The sequence below is a fragment of the Pontibacterium granulatum genome, assembly GCF_029961155.1.
GTDB lineage: Bacteria > Pseudomonadota > Gammaproteobacteria > Pseudomonadales > Balneatricaceae > Pontibacterium > Pontibacterium granulatum.
The window spans coordinates 15,829-34,767 of the sequence record NZ_JASBRH010000021.1 but is presented as its reverse complement, the minus strand read 5'-3'; the positions used below and the strand labels follow the sequence as shown (position 1 = coordinate 34,767).

Below are 18,939 nucleotides of genomic sequence, written 5' to 3'. Positions count from 1 at the left end.
CTTTCGTGGTACAACTTACAAATTTTCTGCTAATACACTTGCGATGCGCTGACATGCTGCACCATCCCCATAAGGATTATGGGCCATGCTCATTTTTTGATACGCATTTTCATCTGCCAGCAAAATATCGAGACTTGAACTTATTTGCTCTACGTCGGTTCCAACCAGCTTAACCGTACCGGCCTCAACAGCCTCAGGCCGCTCGGTTGTGTCTCGCATCACTAACACTGGTTTTCCAAGAGAAGGGGCTTCCTCTTGAATTCCGCCAGAATCCGTAAGGATCACGTGCGCGCGGGTCATCAGATATACAAAAGGCAGATATTGCTGCGGCTCAATGAGATGGATATTGCTCACGTCACTCAGCAACCGATTAACGGGCTCCTGAACCTGTGGATTAAGATGTACCGGGTATACGATTTGGCAGTCAGGGTGTTTACGCGCAACCTGCTGCAGCGCCATACAAATACGTTCAAAACCGCCACCAAAACTTTCACGACGATGACCGGTAACAAGCACTAACTTTTTACCCGGATCAAGCATTGGGAAGGCAGCAGTTAATGAATCCTTTAACTGCACATCTTCATCCAATCTTTTCTTTATCATCAACAGTGCATCGATAACTGTATTCCCTGTTATCTCGATATGACTGGATGGGTATCCTTCGCTTAACAGGTTTTGCTTTGACGCCTCAGTAGGCGCGAAATGGAATCGTGTCAGGCAGCCCGTCAGCTTTCGGTTAGCTTCCTCAGGCCAAGGGGAATAAATATTTCCTGTACGCAAGCCGGCCTCAACATGGCCAACCGGAATCTGTTTGTAATAAGCCGCGAGAGAAGCTGCAAAGGTCGTTGCGGTATCACCGTGAACAAGCACCACATCCGGGTTAAAGCTATCTAGAACTTCATCTAAACCGACCAAAATACGTGATGTAACCTGACCTAACGTCTGCCCTGGCTGCATGATATTAAGATCATACTCAGGCTCTATTTGAAATAACTCCAATACCTGATCCAACATCTCTCGATGCTGCCCTGTCACGCATGTTCTCGCCTCAAAACGGGTATCGTCAGAAAGCACATGAACCAGAGGCGCCATTTTTATAGCTTCCGGGCGAGTTCCAAATACTATAAGTACTTTTTTGCGTTCCATTAAAGCGTCCTATCAACACAAAAGGCGAATCGCGAGCAAACAACGCTCCACCAGATGCTTGTATCCAAATGTAATTAGTAAATATCTTTAGAAAGCAATGACATTGGCGTCTTAACCAATATCTTGATATCGAGCCATACAGACCATCGATTGATATATGCGAGATCCAACTCTACCCGCTGCTCCATCTTATCAATCGTTTCAGTTTCACCACGACAGCCACTAATCTGAGCCAGACCGGTAATACCAGGCTTGATGCGATGGCGCGCCATATAGGCGTGAATTTTGTCTGAGTAATAATCGTTGTGCTGTACCGCATGAGGACGAGGACCTACAAGGGACATTCGGCCTTGTAGCACATTGATCAACTGCGGCAGCTCATCAATGGACGATCGGCGTATAAAACGCCCTACCGGCGTAATACGAGAGTCACCACGTGAGGCCTGTTTTACATCCGCATCATCATGCACACGCATCGAGCGAAATTTCCAAACTTCGATAATCGCGCCATTACATCCGTGACGTAGCTGCTTAAATATTACAGGGCCGCGTGATGTCAGCTTGATTGCCAATGCCACGCCCAGCATCAATGGACTTAACACCACTAATGCCATCAATGCTATTGCCTTATCCAGAATAGATTTGACGGCAATTGCAGCCGGGTATGCGGTAAGCGGGCTTTCGTTCAGGTGAATTGCAGGCATACCTGCGATTTCAGACACAGAGTGATTAAGCAGGACCAAATCAGCAAAATCAGGCACCCATACCACATCAACACTTATGTCCAGGAGATCGATATACAACCCTTCGATCTGCTTGGCTTCACTTAGAGGAAGCGCAATATAAAGCCGGGTGATTGAGTGATTGGCAACCAAGCTGCGCAGGCTACTAACAGTACCAATGGTTGTATAGCCGGATGCTTTGACCTCATCCGCATCATCACCCATGGAGATAAAGCCCCTTAAAGGCTCACCACGCTCACGGGTAATTTTTTCAGCTAAGGATAACGCACTCGAATTTGTGCCGATAATTGCGGCCACCCGCTTTGCACGGTGCCGACTGTATAGACGCTCGTTAATATTATGAATAATGACATAAGAGATAAGTTGGGCAATTGCACCCAACGCAGCCCATTGTAAAAAGACCTCTCGTGAGAAGCTTTCACTCGTTTTAGTAACAAAGGCTACGGCCACCAAAAGCGCTAACAGGACGCTCCAAGCGACTAAAACACGGGTGGCACCTGCAAAATACCCCACACCGCGCTGATAAACGCGCATCAGGGTATACACAGGTACCGCAGCTAGAGGAAGTAAAACGGCCAACATGCGGTACTGTGCATCAAAGCCATCTGTCTTCAATACGGTTAGGCCAATCAGTAACAGCAGCAGAGATGACAGCGCAGCTCCCCACTGAACCCAAAACGTAATACCACCACTCGCGCCTTTCGCTGTTACACGGCTTCGCTTTCTTCTATCTAGCATCTGTACACATCGTTCCCTTGCTTACCACTTGGCGGCTTTACAACCTGTTCACTGCAACCAAGCGTTTAAATCATTACACGCCACCTTTTTCTAGATACAACAAAAGGTTTGGCTATACTTGGGTGTGCGTATGAATTAGGAGCGAGAGGACAAACAAAAGGGAAAAATACGCACTGCGCGCAATGCAATCCGGTGCTTGCCTATATCCGCCACTAAATCCAAACCACTTCCATATTATGCTGGCGACAGCAGGCGAAGGATTATACAAACATCATATCGTTGCGGGATAGCCCCATGGCGTGAAAACCGAAGAAATTCTTAACGCCCAGATGTGACACCCTCTGCGCGACGCATTAAACGCACGTTTAAATTCTGGGCATCATTCCCGATGTTATCGCCCGTGCAGTCCTAACGATGATATTGAAAAACTATTTCGGTTGTATGACTTTAAAAAGGTTCATCGTTGATTAGCAGGGAAAGCTACCTTTCTCCTCGTTCCCAGCTCTGCATGAGAATGCGTACAGTTTTTGTTATTGGCTGTACCTGATGGGAATTTGTAGAGCAGCGATCACGCTGCTGGCAGCTTAAAGAGGGTGTTGTAAAACGTAATGAGCGTAGCTTATACAAGGCAAAAAGCTGCGAAAACGCATTTAGGGCGGCACAGACTAATAGGGATTTGTAGGGCAGCATTGACGCTGCCGGCAGCTTAAAAACTGCCCTACAATGTATAGGTGTAAATGATCATTTCGAGCAGATTTTTAACACCATATCAGCAAGCGCAGTAGTTTTGCGATACCCTCTAAAAGCGGCCCCACAATGTGTAAATGTAAATGAGCATTTGAGTAGGTTTGTAACGCCGTATCAGCCAGAGCAGCATGCTTGCCCCCCTCTGAAGGACGGCCTTACAGGATCTAGTGTGAACCACCTCACCAAATTCCCCCCCTCTTATAGACGCCAGCCAACATGTTCTACCCTCAAAATTTCCGCGCACTTTTCACCCAATAGTCACACTTTATGGTTTACAGTGATTTCCGTCTGCCGGTACAATCCCAGCACTTATATTTTTGTTTGAAACGCCTCTCATGGAGTGAAAATCATGCGCCGAGTACTTATTGGAGCACTGGCAGGGATGATGATCCCACTGTGCTCTGCCTATGCTGACGTTCAAGCGGACCTGGATGCAGGCCTGCCAATGGATCAGATCATCGCAAATGCTGAAGCTGAAGGTTTGAGTGTTGCACAGGCTGTTGCACAGATTGCTGCAGCAAACCCAGCCATGGCTGCCCAGGCAGTAGCCGCAGCAGCACAGGTAGCTCCTACTCAGGCAGCAGCTATCGCTCAAGCAGCAGCAGAAGCCGCTCCAGCCCAGGCGGCAGCTGTTGCACAGGCAGCTGCACAGGCAGCTCCAGCACAGGCTGCTGCCATTGCCCAAGCTGTAACCCAGGCGGCTCCAGCCCAGGCTGCAGCTGTTGCACAGGCAGCTGCACAGGCAGCTCCAGAGCAAGCCGCTGCCGTTGCTCAGGCAGTAACTCAAGCAGCTCCTACTGAAGCCGCAGCCATTACTCAAGCGGTTGCTACGGTTGTACCTACTGCAGTAGTACCAACACCGGCTGCGCCTGCACCAACGTTTAACGCACCACCTGCTCCGGCTCCAAGTGCGTCCGGTGGTACTAGCGGAAGCCCGACTTAATAGTCACGTGCCGCGACTGTTGTAAAGAAAGCGCATTATTGCGCTTTCTTTTTGTCTTTTTCTTTAGCTTGTAGTTACCATGTCCCGCGCAATCGCCTCAGACCGTCCGATCTTTTACCTGTTTTGTGGTTTGCTGTTTTGGCTGCCTATCCCACTGGGCAGCAACCGTCCTTGGGCTGTAGCCGTATTGTGCGTCGCCACTTTTGGCTTGTGTGCGTGGTGGGGCATTAAACACCTTCAGAACCAACAGCCTTTACCCCGCGCTTTTCGCAAGGCGTGGCCGGTACTGGGATTATTTACGCTCGTCCAGGGCTGGGTATTTACCAGTTTCTATTTGGACAACAGTCAGGGCGGCTCGCTTGACCCCGCACGCACCCTTCAACAACTGATTTTAGGCCTCGCGCTAACGGCACTGTTTGCTTTAACCCTGCTGCTTTTGAAGTCGCGCCGCCGCATAAAAATTGTTGTATACACGCTGATTATTTCCGGTATCTGCCAGGCGATCTACGGCAGCCTGATGACCTTATCCGGCATCGAATACGTACTCTTCCTGCCAAAAGAAGCGTACAAGGGCGTGGCAACCGGTACCTTTATCAACCGCAACCACCTCGCGGGATATCTCGAACTTTGCCTGGCGGTCGGTATCGGCTTTATGATCGCCAGCCTGAAAGACAATTCAGCCGGTAGCTGGCGCGACTTTGGCCGCCGCACGCTGGAGGCTCTGCTGGGCACTAAGGCCCGCGTGCGTATTGGCCTGGTGATAATGGTTGCAGCACTGGTGATGACCCACTCCCGCATGGGCAACACCGCATTCTTTGCCAGCATGTCCCTTGCCGGTGTGATTGCCCTGATACTGAGCAAACGCGCCTCGCGTGCCACCGTTATTCTGCTCACCAGCCTGATCATCATCGACCTGGTTGTGGTGGGTACGTTCTTTGGCGTGGAGAAAGTGGTTAACCGTATCGAAAATACCACCAGGAACACGATCGCTCGTGATGAGGTAAACGAACAAGCACTGCCCCTCCTAAAGGACAACCTGATCACCGGCACTGGGCCGGGTTCATTTTATGGCGTATTCCCGGAGTATCGCCATCAGGATATCCGCATCTACTTTGATCATGCCCACAACGACTACCTGCAGTTTGCCATCGAGTTTGGATTGATTGGCTTTATGCCACTGCTACTGGCGGTACTGCTTACTTTTATAGTGGCACTGCGCGCCCAGTGGCAGCGCAAGGATACGCTGATGCGCGGGTTATCCTTCACCGCGATCATGGCTATTATTGCCCTGGGCATCCATTCAACCGTCGATTTCAACCTGCAGATTCCAGCCAACGCCGCCACCTTTATGGTGATTCTCGCACTTGGCTGGATATCGATGTACCACAAGGACGGAAAACGACAGACGAGTTTCAGCCGGCACTAACCTCGGTTTGTGCCGGTCATTTACCGGCAAAGGCCTTTCTGATGAGTGCAGCTATACTGCCTAGCTGATGCTGTGCTGATCTGCTGATTTGTATATCACAGCCAGATAATCGCGGATCGCTCCTCACTTTAACGCAAGGAGGCTTTGTGGCTGAACGCGCACGCCCCAATTCCGGAGTCTCAAACCACACCCGACCGGGCAGCCTGGGCCTGTACCTATTACTGGCTATTTTCGCCTTCTGCCTCTCTGTTGCCACCCTCGGGGACAGCCACCAGAGCGTTCGCCTGTCTAAAGCCTATATCGAAAAGCTTGGACGCGAGTATGGACCCCAGGCCAAGCTTCGCTTACAGAGCTGGCAACAGCTGATTAAAAGCATCAAGCGCGATTCCGAAGCTGTGAAGCTGCGTAAGGTTAACGATTTCTTTAACCAGCTGCGCTTCGTAGATGACATCAACCATTGGAAGAAAGAGGACTACTGGGCCACACCGGTGGAGTTTCTGATCACCAATGGCGGCGACTGCGAAGACTTCTCCATCGCCAAGTACTACACCCTGCGTGAGGTAGGTGTGCCGGATAGCAAGATGAGCATCGCCTACGTTAAAGCGGTGGAGTACAACCAGGCACACATGGTGTTGACCTATTACAAAACACCATCCGCGATGCCACTGGTACTGGACAATCTGATCCCGCAGATCAAACCGGCAAACAAACGTCCCGACCTGATTCACGTGTACAGCTTTAACGGTGACAACCTCTGGTTATCCAAAAAGGGACGCCGCGCCGAAATTATCGGTACTTCTGATCGATTGGAACACTGGGTCAAGCTACGTTCGCGGCTTGAGAACCAGACAGTGAACTCTGTTGAATAGCTGGGAGAGCATACAATGAGTCTTGTTAAGCAACTTGTAGCCGCGTCCTTTGCAGTGTTGATCGCCCTGCTGCTGGGTTCCGCCTACCTTATGTCCAACAGCTCCAAGACGATGCTGTTAAACCAGCTGCAATCCCACGGCCAGGACGCCGCCACGCATCTGGGGCTTTATCTTGCGCCCGCCATTGCACAGAACGATATTGCCGCCATCGAAACAACCGTGAACGCCATCTTCGACAGCGGTTTCTACCAACGTATCGACATCAGCGACAACAGCGGCAAGATCCTGTACTCAAAAACCACGCCTCCACGTATTGATGACGATGTACCCACTTGGTTTACCAACCTGTTTCAGATCACTCCGCCTCAGATGACCCGTGATGTAACCCACCAGTGGAGCAAGATCGGCAGCGTACACGTTCAGAGCCGCGCCGGTTACGCCTATGCAAAACTCTGGCACGGGATTCAGAACACCCTGATCTGGTTTGGCATTTTGGCCGCGCTCAGCGCTGTCGCCATCGGCGCCCTGCTGACGTATATCCTAAGCCCGCTGAAAGGCGTGGAAGCCCAGGCCCTGGCCCTGAGTGAGAAGCGCTTTATCGAGCAATCCAGCATCCCCGGCACCCGCGAGCTGAAACGCGTGGTCACCGCGATGAACCAGATGGTGAAACAGGTTCGCCTGATGTTTGACGAGCAGAGCCGCCACATCGAAGACCTGCGCCGCACCGCCTACCAGGACAGCCTGACCGGCCTGCCCAACCAGCGCGCCGCCGAAGCACAGCTTACCGAGCGTCTGGATTACCGCCAGGATTTCGGCAACGGCACCCTGCTCTACCTGCGCATTACCGATCTTACGCGCCTGAACCGCGATCTGGGTATGGAAAAAGCCAGCAACTATATCAAGGTTGTTGCCTGCAAGTTGGAGAAGCTCGCCCAGGCATCCGATCAAAGCATTCTGGGGCGCTTGACCGGCGCAGACTTTGTTCTGCTACTGCAGCGAATGGATGATGACAGTCTGAAGCGCACCGTAAACCAGCTGTGTGCTGATCTGCAGGCTAATTTCGAGGCACTGAGCGGCTCTACAGTTATCGAGCGCCACTGGCCGATCCATATCGGTTTGGCTCACGCCAACGACACAACCCGCTGCAACCCACTGCTCACCGAAGCCCGCCTGGCATTGAGTGAGGCGGAAGAGCAGGACCAGAACTACGTAATGTACGGCTCTGATGAGAAAGCCCTGCGAGACAGCACCGCATGGCACCAACACGTCGCCGATTCTATAAACAACGCACAGATCTTCCTGCAGACCCTGCCATTGGTGTGCAGTAAAGAAAGTCCAGAGCCTACTCAGCAGGAGCTGCTGGCCCGCATTCTCGATCAGAAAGGCACACCGTGCACCGCCGGTGAGTTCCTGAGTGTTATCAAAGAACTTGGCCTGATGGTAATGCTGGACCGCGCCGTGATTCAGCGTGCGCTCGAACATGCCCGCCAACATCCAAACTGCGGCACATTAGCGATCAACCTGAGTGCAGACGCCGTGCGTGATAAAGCGTTTGTGAACTGGTTTAAGACTCAGGTTGCCGATAGCGAACACAAACACCACCTGCATGTTGAGGTGAGCGAAAGCGCGATCCTCAACAACCTGAGCGATGTGCGCCATTTCCGCGAGATGATGAAAGCAAACGGCATGGAGTTTGGTGTCGATAACTTCGGCATCCACCCGGCTGGTTTTGCGTACCTCTACACGTTACAGCCGGACTACATCAAGATTGATGGCTCGCTGATCCGCAAGATCGACCAGCACGCGGAAGACCGCTTCTTCGTGAGTAGCCTGATCAGTATTGCGCACAGCTTGAGTATCAAGGCGTATGCGGAACATATCGAGCGTGAGACTCAGCTGAACGAGCTGAATCAGCTGCAGATTGACGGTACCCAGGGCTGGCTGCACGGTCGCCCGAAGGCACTGGAAGGTTAATTTAGAGAGTGTGTTGGGCACCGCGTTGCGGTGGCCAACACACGGCAACCAGACCTACCTTTGCAGGGCAGCCTTCAGGCTGCCGGCAGCTTGAAAGCTGCCCTACAATATGCTCGACAACACAGCAGCTTGAAAGCAACAAACAGTGGCTAAATGCTGTATACCTCAACTCGCCCTCAGTGCGGGCTGCTTCCAATAATCATGCCCCGTCTGTGGGGCAAACTTCAGGCTGCCGGCAGCTTAAAAGCTGCCCTACAATATGCTCGATAACACAGCGGCTTGAAAGCGACAAACAATGGCTAGATGCTGTATACCTCAAGTCGCACTCAGAGCGGGCTGCTACTGATAATCATGCCCCGTCTGTAGGGCAGCCTTCAGGCTGCCGGCAGCTTGAAAGCTGCCCTACAATTTGCTCGATAACACAGCGGCTTGAAAGCGACAAACAGTGGCTAGATGGCGTATACCTCAAGTCGCCCTCAGAGCGGGCTGCTACTGATAATCTGCCCCGTCTGTAGGGCAACCTTCAGGCTGCCGGCAGCTTGAAAGCTGCCCTACAATATGCCCGTTAACACGCAGCTTGAAAGCGACAAACAATGGCTAGATGCTGTATACCTCAAATCGCCCTCAAAGCGGGCTGCTACCGATAATCATGCCCCGTCTGTAGGGCAGCCTTCAGGCTGCCGGCAGCTGGAAAGCTGCCCTACAACACAGAGCACTACTGCTTCGGCCAATGCACATGGTGCTCATCAATCACAAATGGATGACGGTGGCGTTGCCTGGGGTGGTGATGGGGATGCACATGCGGCTCAGGCCCCTCCCATCCTTCGTGCTCGTGCTGATGGTGTTCGTCGTGCACGTGGGGATGCAGGTGCTCCATCGCTTGGTGCTCATGCCACAGCACCTTCTGATCCATCTGGCCCCATACCCTGCTTGCGGTAATCGTGGCAGCAAAAGCCACTAGCCCCAATAGCAAAAACGTCATCGTTATACTCAACAGGCTACCCAACCACCCCGCCAACAGGTATCCCACCAGCCACATGCCATGGGTTAGCGCGAAGTTTGCGGCAAAGTAATCGTTGCGATCAGCGGCACTGCAGGAGTCGCGCACGACACGGCCTGTTGGAATCAACACCAGTGAAGTTGCGACACCAATAACAAACCAGATTGGAAATAATCCCGCATACCCCGGCGCTAGCAAACCACACATCAGAGCTACCGCAAATAACACCCCGCCGCATAACATAACCGGACGATCCGGCCAGCGTTCCAACAACTTAGGCAGCACCAAAGCCGCGACCATAGACCCCGCCCCCGCAGACGCCATCAACAGCGGCACCGCCTCTTCACCCAGCCCCAGTACGCTGCGTACGTAGACCACCGTATTTACAATGATCATCGCGCCTGCTGCAGACAGCGCCAGGTTGAGCAACAACACCCCTCGCAAACGCGGTGTTTTCAGATAACTCTTTACGCCAAAGCTCACGTGATGCCAGACACCGCCACTGCGCTCACTGACCACGCCTTGCGGAAGCACGGACACCAACACAAATCCGACAGCAACAGCAAACGCCACCGCATTGAGAACAAACAAGAGGTCATAGGACGCTACGAGCAACAGCAACGCGGCCAACATCGGGCTGAACAACGCCTCTATCTCCATCGCCAGGCGGGATAGGGACAGTGCGCGGGTATACTGTTTCTCTTCAGGCAGGATATCCGGTAGTAACGCCTGGTAAACCGGCGTGTAGCCCGCGGCCAGAGCGTTGAGAAGAAAGATCAGCAGGAACAGCTGCCAGGTTTCACTGACGAACGGCAGGCATGCAACGACCAGCGCCCGCCCCACATTCAACGATGCCAGCCATGCCTTACGGGGCAAGCGACTCACATACCCGCCAACCACCGGCGCTACGCCGAGATACGCCACCATTTTGATCGCCAGCGCGCTTCCCAACAGTGCGCCGGCATGGCCAGGGTTCAAGTCGTAGGCAAGCAATGCCAATGCAACCGTGGTTAACCCGGTACCCAGCAATGAAATTATCTGACTGAAGAAAAGCCAGCGAAACGTCGCGTTTGACAGTGGCGAGAAGAGATCCATGTTATGCCTCCGGCCGCTTAATCGCTGCCCCTGAATGCCCAAGCCTGAAATATTAATGCTGGTGACGTTGCAGATCCAGAAATCGAGATGCACGCGTCTATTACCACACCTCGCATACACAGTATCTCCATGCAGACCCACTCATGTCTCCATTTAGAGACACTATAATCTATTGTTTTTTATAGTATTACCTATATTACGTAGATTTCTTGTCTCCGATTAGCGTCAGTTTTTCGCAATATCAACCTGCGTTCATCTCGCTTCATATTCACGCTTACAACAAAACGAGCATAACCCATTGAAATAAATAGAATTTTAACCCTTGGCCTATAGCTTGCTACCCACCCGACATCTCGCTTGGGTTGTAGTCGTATCCGTATGACCCGTGGTGAGCCCCCCGCCGACTGCATGTAAATGGAATTCGGTATGGAACTAAGTATGCAAGGGAGCATTGCTCTCGTTTATTAAACGATGAAATCGGATAGTTAGGAGCGTGTTGTCAAAACGCGACACGGGAATCCAACCTTAGCAGTTCCGCAGATCTCGATGCGGCCATCGCGGGAGGGAGCCCTGTGTGCGTATCAGCACTGAATAACGGCGATTTTTTGACCACAGTATGTATAGGATGTCTTACATGTTCAAAAAGACTGCTATTTCCACACTAGTCCTTTCTTTGACCTATCTCCCAACAAGTTTCGCGCAAGACGGCGTAGATGGTCATAAATTTGATAGCGAAGACCTGTTAATCACCACCCTCACCGCAGACGACCTGGAAAATCTGGAACAGGCGCTAGCGGATGATGCCGCGGCGGAAGCAGCACATGAAGCTGACGCGGCAGCACAAGCCGCTATCGATGCCGATGCAGCGGCAATCGAGGCAGCCGAAGCGGACGCAGCAGCCATTGAAGCCGCTGAGGCAGATGCCGATGCCTTGGCTGCCGTTGAAGCGGATCTGACAGCGCAAGCAGCAGCCGAAGCAGACGCAGCCGCCCAAGCGGCACAGGAAGCCGACCTTGCAGCGCTAGAAGCGGCAGAAGCAGATACCGCTGCACTGACAGCACTCGAAGCAGATGCGGCCGCACAGGACGCGATTCAGGCAGATGCCGCTGCGGCAGCTGCACAGGAAACCGCCGAAGCGGATCCAACTGAAGAAAACCTGACACTTGCAGCCGAGCTGCAGGCAATCGCCGATGCTACTGACGCCGATGCGCTACAGGCAATCGCAGACGAAACCGATGCAGATGCCCTGCAGGCAATCGCCGATGCAACTGATGCTGACGCTCTGCAAACGGTCGCGGATGAAACTGACGCTGAAGCACTGCAGTCACTTGCCGATGCGACTGATGCTGACGCTTTGCAGGCGATCGCTGACGAAACCGACGCTGATGCATTGCAGGCAATCGCTGACGAAACCGATGCTGAGGCGCTGCAGGCACTGGCAGACGAGACCGATGCTGAAGCCCTGCAAGCACTTGCCGATGAAACCGACGCCGATGCGCTGCAGACCATCGCCGACGAAACCGACGCGGATGCGCTGCAGGCTATTGCTGATCTGACAGACGCGGACGCTATCCAGGCCGACATTGATGCCACCGCAGAGCTCGTAGGCCAGCTTTCGCCTGAACAGCTGTTTGCGATGAACCGCTCCCTGAATAACGCGAGCAACGGAAAGCTGGTGCTCGACATTGATGCAGAAGACCTGCAGCGCGTGCTTGAAGGCAACTATACCAAGCAGCAAATCAATGCCTTCACACAGTCTTTTGAGCAGGAAGCACGCTTCCTCAGCAAAGCAGATAAGTTCGCAGCCAAGTTTGAAGAAACCGGCGATGAACACATGCAGGAAAAAGCTGCGTTTATGGAGCAGAAAGGCGCATTGCAAAAAGCTAAGTTTGACGCACGTATCGCTAAGTTTGATGCCAAAGACGCGGCACGAAGCGCGGCGAAAAGCTCCTCTAAAACGGTAGCGAAAGCTGAAGCTCAGCAAGCAGCAAAAGCTGCAGCCAAAGACGCAGCCAAAGACGCAGCGAAATCTGCAGCGAAAGGCAGTGCAAAACAGGCGGCCAAATCAGCTGCAAAGGATATCGCCAAAGAGACCGCTAAACAGGTAGCCAAAGCAACCGCGAAGGAAAATGCGAAAAACGCTGCCAAAGAAAATGCCAAGAAAGCTGCGAAAAACTCTTAACGCTTTGCCAGATACACATTTGATAAAAGGATGATCAGCTTTTATGGAAAAAGCTAAATCAAACACGTTAATCGCGTGTGCAGTACTGGCATCAAGTTCATTGTCGTACGCGGGAGAGTCTCCTCTCTCGCTGTCGGCATCACTTGGTGTTGAGTACGACGACAACATCACGGTTTCCGCCTTGGACACCACCACCGGCCAATCCGACGAAGCGGTTGTGCTGGATTTTTCTGCCAGTTATTTAGCCCTGGAAAGCGAAAACTCCGAGCTTGAATTGGTATACGACCTGTACCAAAGCAAACACGACACTCTGAGTGACTTTGATCTCCAGATTCACACCTTGTCTGCATTCGGCTCCTGGGAGACCGAAGACAACGACCTGGGTCTGTATTACAGCTATTCGACAGTGGACTTGGGCAGTGATGATTTATACAACTCCCACAGCCTGACTCCGTCCATCGCGTTTGCAGCCGCCGATGACTGGTATAACCAATTCAGCTACAGCCTGGTCTTAAAAGACTTTGACTCAGCACCTGGACGTGATGCCACTCAAAACAGCATCTCGACGGATAACTATTACTTCTTTATGGACAGCTCTGCCTATACCTCAATTGGCGCCAAGCTGGAAAAAGAGGATGCTGATGACAACGAGCTGGACTACCAGGCCTTTTACTTGAAGGCAGCAGTTTCCATTCCTGTGAGTTACGGCGGTGAGCAAATCGCCAAATTCAAGGGCAAGTACCAGCGATACTGGCGTGACTATGACAACGTCACCGCTTCCATTGGTGAAAAGCGTGAAGATGATCAGGATATGATCAGCCTAACGCTGATTAAACCGATTGATGACCGCTTTGATGTTGTACTGAATTACGAGTACACCAATACAAACTCAAATTTGTCCTCGGTTGATGCCGAAGGCAATGTCATCACCCTCAGCGTGGCGGCAGATTTCTAAAGTCACACCTCTCGGCGATGCCAACGTCACCGCTCCGTTTTGTGGTGACCTTGGTATGGCCGCCTTTGCATTTTCTTGCCCGTGATCAGACATTCTAGGGCCGGCTTTTAGCCTGCCGGCAGCGTGAACGCTGCCCTACAGCATAATTCCACTACGGGATTGCTCCTCGTATCTGAAACAGTCACGGACAACACAACCCGCTAGTACAAAGCGCCCCCCCTTGTAGGGCAGCCTTCAGGCTACCGGCAGCTTGAAAGCTGCCCTACAAAAGCGCAATCAAACTCTAGGTAAAAAAGCCCCCAGAGCGACACAAAATCGACCTACATACCAGGATCAGTCGCACTCGGAGACCGCCGCTACAAAGCGTCCCACTCTTGTAGGGTAGCCTGCAGGCTACCGGCAGCTTGAAAGCTGCCCGACAAAAGTGCAATCAAACTCCAGGCCAAAGTCCCCCAGAGCGGCACAAAATCGACCTACATACCAGGATCAGTCGCGCTCGGAGACCGCCGCTACAAAGCGCCCCACCCTTGTAGGGTAGCCTTCAGGCTACCGGCAGCTTGAAAGCTGCCCTACAAAAGCACAATTAAATTCCAGGCCCCCAAAGTCCCCCCAGAGCGACACAAAATCGACCTACATACCAGGATCAGTCGCGGTCAGAGACCGCCGCTACAAAGCGTCCCACTCTTGTAGGGTAGCCTTCAGGCTACCGACAGCTTGAACGCTGTCCTACAAAAGCTCAATCAAATTCCAGGCAAAAAAAACCAGCGCGACACAAAATCGACCTACATACCAGGATCAGTCGCGGTCAGAGACCGCCGCTACAAAGCGCCCCTCTCTTGTAGTGGTAGCCTTCAGGCTACCGGCAGCTTGAAAGCTGCCCGACAAAAGTGCAATCAAACTCCAGGCAAAAAGCCCCCAGCGCGACACAAAATCGACCTACATACCAGGATCAGTCGCAGTCGGAGACCACCGCAACAAAGTGCCCCACCCTTGTAGGGTAGCCTTCAGGCTACCGGCAGCGTGAACGCTGCCCTACAAAAGCACAATCAAATTCCAGACAAAAAAAGCCCCCAGAGCGGAGGCGATAAACGCCGGATCAGGCCAGATCCGGCGGAGTGAGATCGTGAAGAAGCTCAACAAGTGATTTGATACGGGGCGGAGATTACTCCGCCGATGCGATCAGGCTAGCGTTGCCGCCTGCCGCAGTAGTGTCTACACAGAGGTGACGTTCGATGACGAAGCGCTCTGGTGCGTTGATTTCGGTGATCAGCGGCAACAGCACACCGTCGCGAGCAGCCAGTACACGGCGGTAGCTACGCAGGGTCTCACTGTCCGCACTGCTTACCACGGCAGCAAAGCCTTCGGTGGTTGCCAGCGCATCCGCCTGCAACAAACCTTCAACGGCAACTACCGGCAGACCCACTTCTGTCGCGTTACGCGCCCAGGCTTCCATACCCGGAGCCACCAGCACAACCGCGTTGCCCTGCGCCAGCGCTACCGCGGCCTGCTGGGTTGCAGTTTCTTTGTCTGGTCCCAGACACAGCACCACACCACGCGGCAGGTCGGACAGCAGGTTCAGCTCACCGGTTGGTCCTGGCATCGCTTCGGCTTCCAGGTTGCTCAGCACCTCGATGCTGTTCGCAGATTCGCCCAGCAGGCTCACCAACTTCGCTTTACGCTCCGGTTCACGTGCCCATGCTTTCGCCAGAGCGGAGCCTTTTACCTGATCAATCGCGCTTTGCAGCACAGCGGCGTCGATGTTTGCCGACAGCTCGGACTCTACGGCAGCCTGCGCATTGGTCATGAAACGTTTAACGTAGTGAGGGCCACCCGCTTTTGGACCGGTGCCGGACAGGCCTTCACCACCAAACGGTTGGGACCCAACGATCGCACCGATCTGGTTACGGTTCACATAGATGTTACCCACCTTGATGCGGTCGCAGATGCGCTCTACACGGCTATCAACACGGGTGTGCAGACCGAAAGTCAGACCATAACCCTGCGCGTTGATGTCATCGACAACTTTGTCGATTTCGCCTGCAGAGAAGGTTGCCACGTGCAGTACAGGACCAAAGATCTCCTGCTCCAGCTCTTCGATACCGTTCAGCTTGATCACGGTCGGCGCAACAAACAGGCCGTCCTGCGGTACCTGCAGTGCTTTCAGCACACGCCCCTGCTTACGGAATGCTTCGCAGTGCTCATCAATACGTGCTTTAGCAGCGGCATCAATCACCGGACCCACATCCGTGCTCAGCAGCCATGGATCGCCAATGCGCAGCTCGTCCATCGCGCCAAACAGCATCTCAAGGATGTGATCCGCCACGTCTTCCTGCAGGTACAGCATACGCAGTGCAGAACAACGCTGGCCGGCGCTCTGGAAAGATGACGCCAGCACGTCACGTACCACCTGCTCCGGCAGCGCGGTGGAGTCTACGATCATTGCGTTCAGACCGCCGGTTTCAGCCACCAGCGGTGCGTCCGGCGCTACGGTTTCAGCCATCACTTTATTGATGCGCTGAGCAGTTGCGGTAGAACCGGTAAAACATACGCCTGCGATACGTGCATCGGAGGTCAGCGGCGCACCGACATTGGCACCGCTACCTGGCAGCAGCTGCAGTGCATCGGCAGGGATACCTGCTTCGTGCATCAGCTCTACTGCACGTGAAGCGATCAGCGCAGTCTGGTCTGCCGGTTTCGCCAGTACAGCGTTACCCGCCGCCAGTGCAGCCAGCACCTGACCGGAGAAGATCGCCAGAGGGAAGTTCCACGGAGAGATACAGGTAATCACGCCACGCGCTTCACCGGCACCGGCGTTACGCAGGGCTTCCGCCGCGTAGTAACGGGCGAAGTCGACTGCTTCACGCAGTTCACCCACCGCATCCAGCAAGTTTTTACCCGCTTCACGGGTGGTCAGGCTGAACAGTTCTGCGGCATGCTCTTCCATCAGGTCGCCCACTTTACGCAGGGCAGCTGCACGCTCTTCCGGCGAGGTTTTGGACCACGCGATGTAACCGTTCTGTGCGGAGGTGATGGCCGTTTCGATGTCTTCGGCAGAGGCTTCGGTTACAAAACCAACCAGGTCATCCGGCTTGGCCGGGTTTACAACATTGATCTGATTACGGGCGCCTGGCTCAGTGATCGCTTTACCGCCTACAATCGGCTGAGCATTCCACTGGTGCTCCTGGAAACCAGAGCGTTCCGCCTCCAGCAGCTCTACCGCTACAGGATCGGTAATATCCCAGCCACGGGCGTTTACTCGACCTTCGCCGTACAGACCAGCAGGACGGTCAATCATGGTGCTGGTAACGTTGCCACCCAGCGCTTTAACCGCATCAAACGGGTCACGTGCGATCTCTTGCGGAGAGATGCGGGTATCCACAATCTGGTTTACAAAGGAGCTGTTGGCACCGTTTTCCAGCAGACGACGTACCAGATACGCCAGCAGATCCTGGTGCGCACCCACCGGTGCGTAGATACGACAACCGGTGTTGCTGTTTTTCAGCACGGTGTCGTGCAGGGATTCACCCATGCCGTGAAGACGCTGGAATTCAAACTTCTCGGTGCCCATATCACGTGCCATGTGCAGGATGGAGGACACAGAGTGTGCGTTATGGGTCGCGAACTGCGGGTAGATACGATCGGTCATACCCAGCAGTTTTTCGGCACAGCACATGTAGGACACATCGCTGTTCACCTTGCGGGTGTACACAGGGAAGCCATTCAGGCCCAGCACCTGTGCACGCTTGATCTCTGCATCCCAGTACGCACCTTTTACCAGACGCACCATGATCTTGCGGTCCAGTTTGGTCGCCAGTGCATAGAGCCAGTTCAGTACGTGAGACGCACGCTGACCGAACGCCTGTACAACGATCCCGAAGCCATCCCAACCTGCCAGCGCAGGATCAGACAGGACTGCTTCGATGATATCCAGGGACAGATCCAGACGATCGGCCTCTTCCGCATCGATGTTGAAGCCCATGTTGGCCTGCTTCGCCTGCAGGGCCAGAGAGCGGGTACGGTCAACCAACTCGTTCATCACACGGTCACGCTGACCGAATTCGTAACGGGCGTGCAGTGCGGACAGTTTTACGGAAATACCCGGGTTCTTGCGGATATCATCGTGTTTGCACGCTGCAGACAGCTCGCGAATCGCTTTGGAGTATGCCTGGTGGTAACGGATCGCATCCGCATCGGTACGTGCCGCTTCACCCAGCATATCGTAGGAGTATGTATAACCCTGTGCTTCGTATTTGCTGGCACGCTTGGTCGCTTCTTCGATGGTACGCCCCAGTACAAACTGGCGGCCCAGCTCTTTCATTGCCTGACCCACGGCAGTACGTACAACCGGCTCGCCCAGACGCTTAACCAGAGAACGCAGGGTCTTGGTAACGCTTTTCTTCTCGTCTTCTTCTGGTGCGATCAGCTTCCCGGTCAGCATCAGCGCCCAGGTAGAGGAGTTCACCAGAGAGGAGTTTGCTTGACCCAAGTGGCTGCGCCAGTTACCACTGGCAACCTTGTCTTCGATCAGGGCATCGATGGTGGTGGAATCCGGCACACGCAGCAGCGCCTCAGCCAGACACATCAGGGCCACGCCCTCTTTAGTCGTCAGGCCGTATTCCGCCAGAAACTTTTCCATCATGGAAGGTTTGCTTTCGTTACGAACCTTAGTAACCAGCTCCGCCGCACGGGCAGAGATCGCTGCACGATCATCGGCAGACAGACGGGCATTATCCATCAGGGAGTGAATAGCAGTGGTTTCATCTGCCAGGTAGTTGTTGCGGATAATCTCGCGGTACTGGTCGAGAGTCAGCTCGGTCGTAAGATTCATAGCCTCACCTTCTTGTAAGAATTTTTTAGCTATTCTATCGATGACTTAAAGTTCGTTTTCTCTAAATATTACTGTTTTATCTTTTGTTTCAATTATTTTTTATCTAATTTAAAGGCAATGCGACCTTAAAAGACCGACAAAAAAGAACATATTACTTCGTGAATTTTTGTTGTTTTGTTTCCCTCAATGGGTATGCGTTCCCACGCAGAGCGTGGGAACGAGCGCGCGATCTCAATACCTCTGTAGCAGCCCGCTCCGAGGGCGACATATCAATCCCCGGATTCGGTCGCGGC

The 18,939-nt window shown here is 53.3% G+C and carries 10 protein-coding genes; 6 read left to right on the top strand and 4 right to left on the bottom strand.

Annotated elements, in window-relative coordinates; genetic code table 11:
- Positions 1-15 precede the first annotated feature (15 nt).
- A complete protein-coding gene (gene wecB / locus QKW35_RS16390) occupies positions 16-1,146 on the bottom strand; it encodes a non-hydrolyzing UDP-N-acetylglucosamine 2-epimerase (RefSeq protein WP_282354846.1) in 1,131 nt (376 codons plus the stop codon).
- 74 nt (positions 1,147-1,220) lie between these two features.
- Positions 1,221-2,627, bottom strand: a complete 1,407-nt coding sequence (locus QKW35_RS16385) for an undecaprenyl-phosphate glucose phosphotransferase (protein WP_282354844.1) — start codon at positions 2,625-2,627, stop codon at positions 1,221-1,223.
- 1,096 nt (positions 2,628-3,723) lie between these two features.
- Here QKW35_RS16385 and QKW35_RS16380 point away from each other — a divergent pair.
- From QKW35_RS16380 to QKW35_RS16365, 4 genes are all read left to right on the top strand, one after another.
- A complete protein-coding gene (locus QKW35_RS16380) occupies positions 3,724-4,317 on the top strand; it encodes a hypothetical protein (protein WP_282354841.1) in 594 nt (197 codons plus the stop codon).
- Between the two features lie 79 nt (positions 4,318-4,396).
- A complete protein-coding gene (locus QKW35_RS16375; RefSeq protein ID WP_282354839.1) occupies positions 4,397-5,743 on the top strand; it encodes an O-antigen ligase family protein in 1,347 nt (448 codons plus the stop codon).
- 146 nt (positions 5,744-5,889) lie between these two features.
- Positions 5,890-6,612, top strand: coding sequence for a transglutaminase-like cysteine peptidase (locus tag QKW35_RS16370; RefSeq protein WP_345774501.1), 723 nt, complete (start codon positions 5,890-5,892; stop codon positions 6,610-6,612).
- A 15-nt stretch (positions 6,613-6,627) separates the two neighbouring features.
- Positions 6,628-8,586, top strand: a complete 1,959-nt coding sequence (locus QKW35_RS16365; RefSeq protein WP_282354837.1) for a bifunctional diguanylate cyclase/phosphodiesterase — start codon at positions 6,628-6,630, stop codon at positions 8,584-8,586.
- Positions 8,587-9,301: 715 nt separating this feature from the next.
- On the opposite strand, the gene QKW35_RS16360 is transcribed toward QKW35_RS16365, so the two are convergent.
- The gene (locus tag QKW35_RS16360; RefSeq protein ID WP_282354835.1) at positions 9,302-10,681 is read right to left on the bottom strand and encodes an MFS transporter; all 1,380 of its coding nucleotides are present in this window, start codon (positions 10,679-10,681) and stop codon (positions 9,302-9,304) included.
- 634 nt (positions 10,682-11,315) lie between these two features.
- On the opposite strand from QKW35_RS16360, the gene QKW35_RS16355 reads away from it, so the two are divergent.
- Positions 11,316-12,863, top strand: a complete 1,548-nt coding sequence (locus QKW35_RS16355; protein ID WP_282354833.1) for an SDR family oxidoreductase — start codon at positions 11,316-11,318, stop codon at positions 12,861-12,863.
- A 43-nt stretch (positions 12,864-12,906) separates the two neighbouring features.
- Positions 12,907-13,818, top strand: coding sequence for a hypothetical protein (locus tag QKW35_RS16350; protein ID WP_282354830.1), 912 nt, complete (start codon positions 12,907-12,909; stop codon positions 13,816-13,818).
- 1,162 nt (positions 13,819-14,980) lie between these two features.
- On the opposite strand, the gene putA is transcribed toward QKW35_RS16350, so the two are convergent.
- Positions 14,981-18,646: a bifunctional proline dehydrogenase/L-glutamate gamma-semialdehyde dehydrogenase PutA gene (gene putA / locus QKW35_RS16345; RefSeq protein ID WP_282354828.1), complete on the bottom strand. Its 3,666-nt coding sequence runs from the start codon at positions 18,644-18,646 to the stop codon at positions 14,981-14,983.
- Positions 18,647-18,939 lie beyond the last annotated feature (293 nt).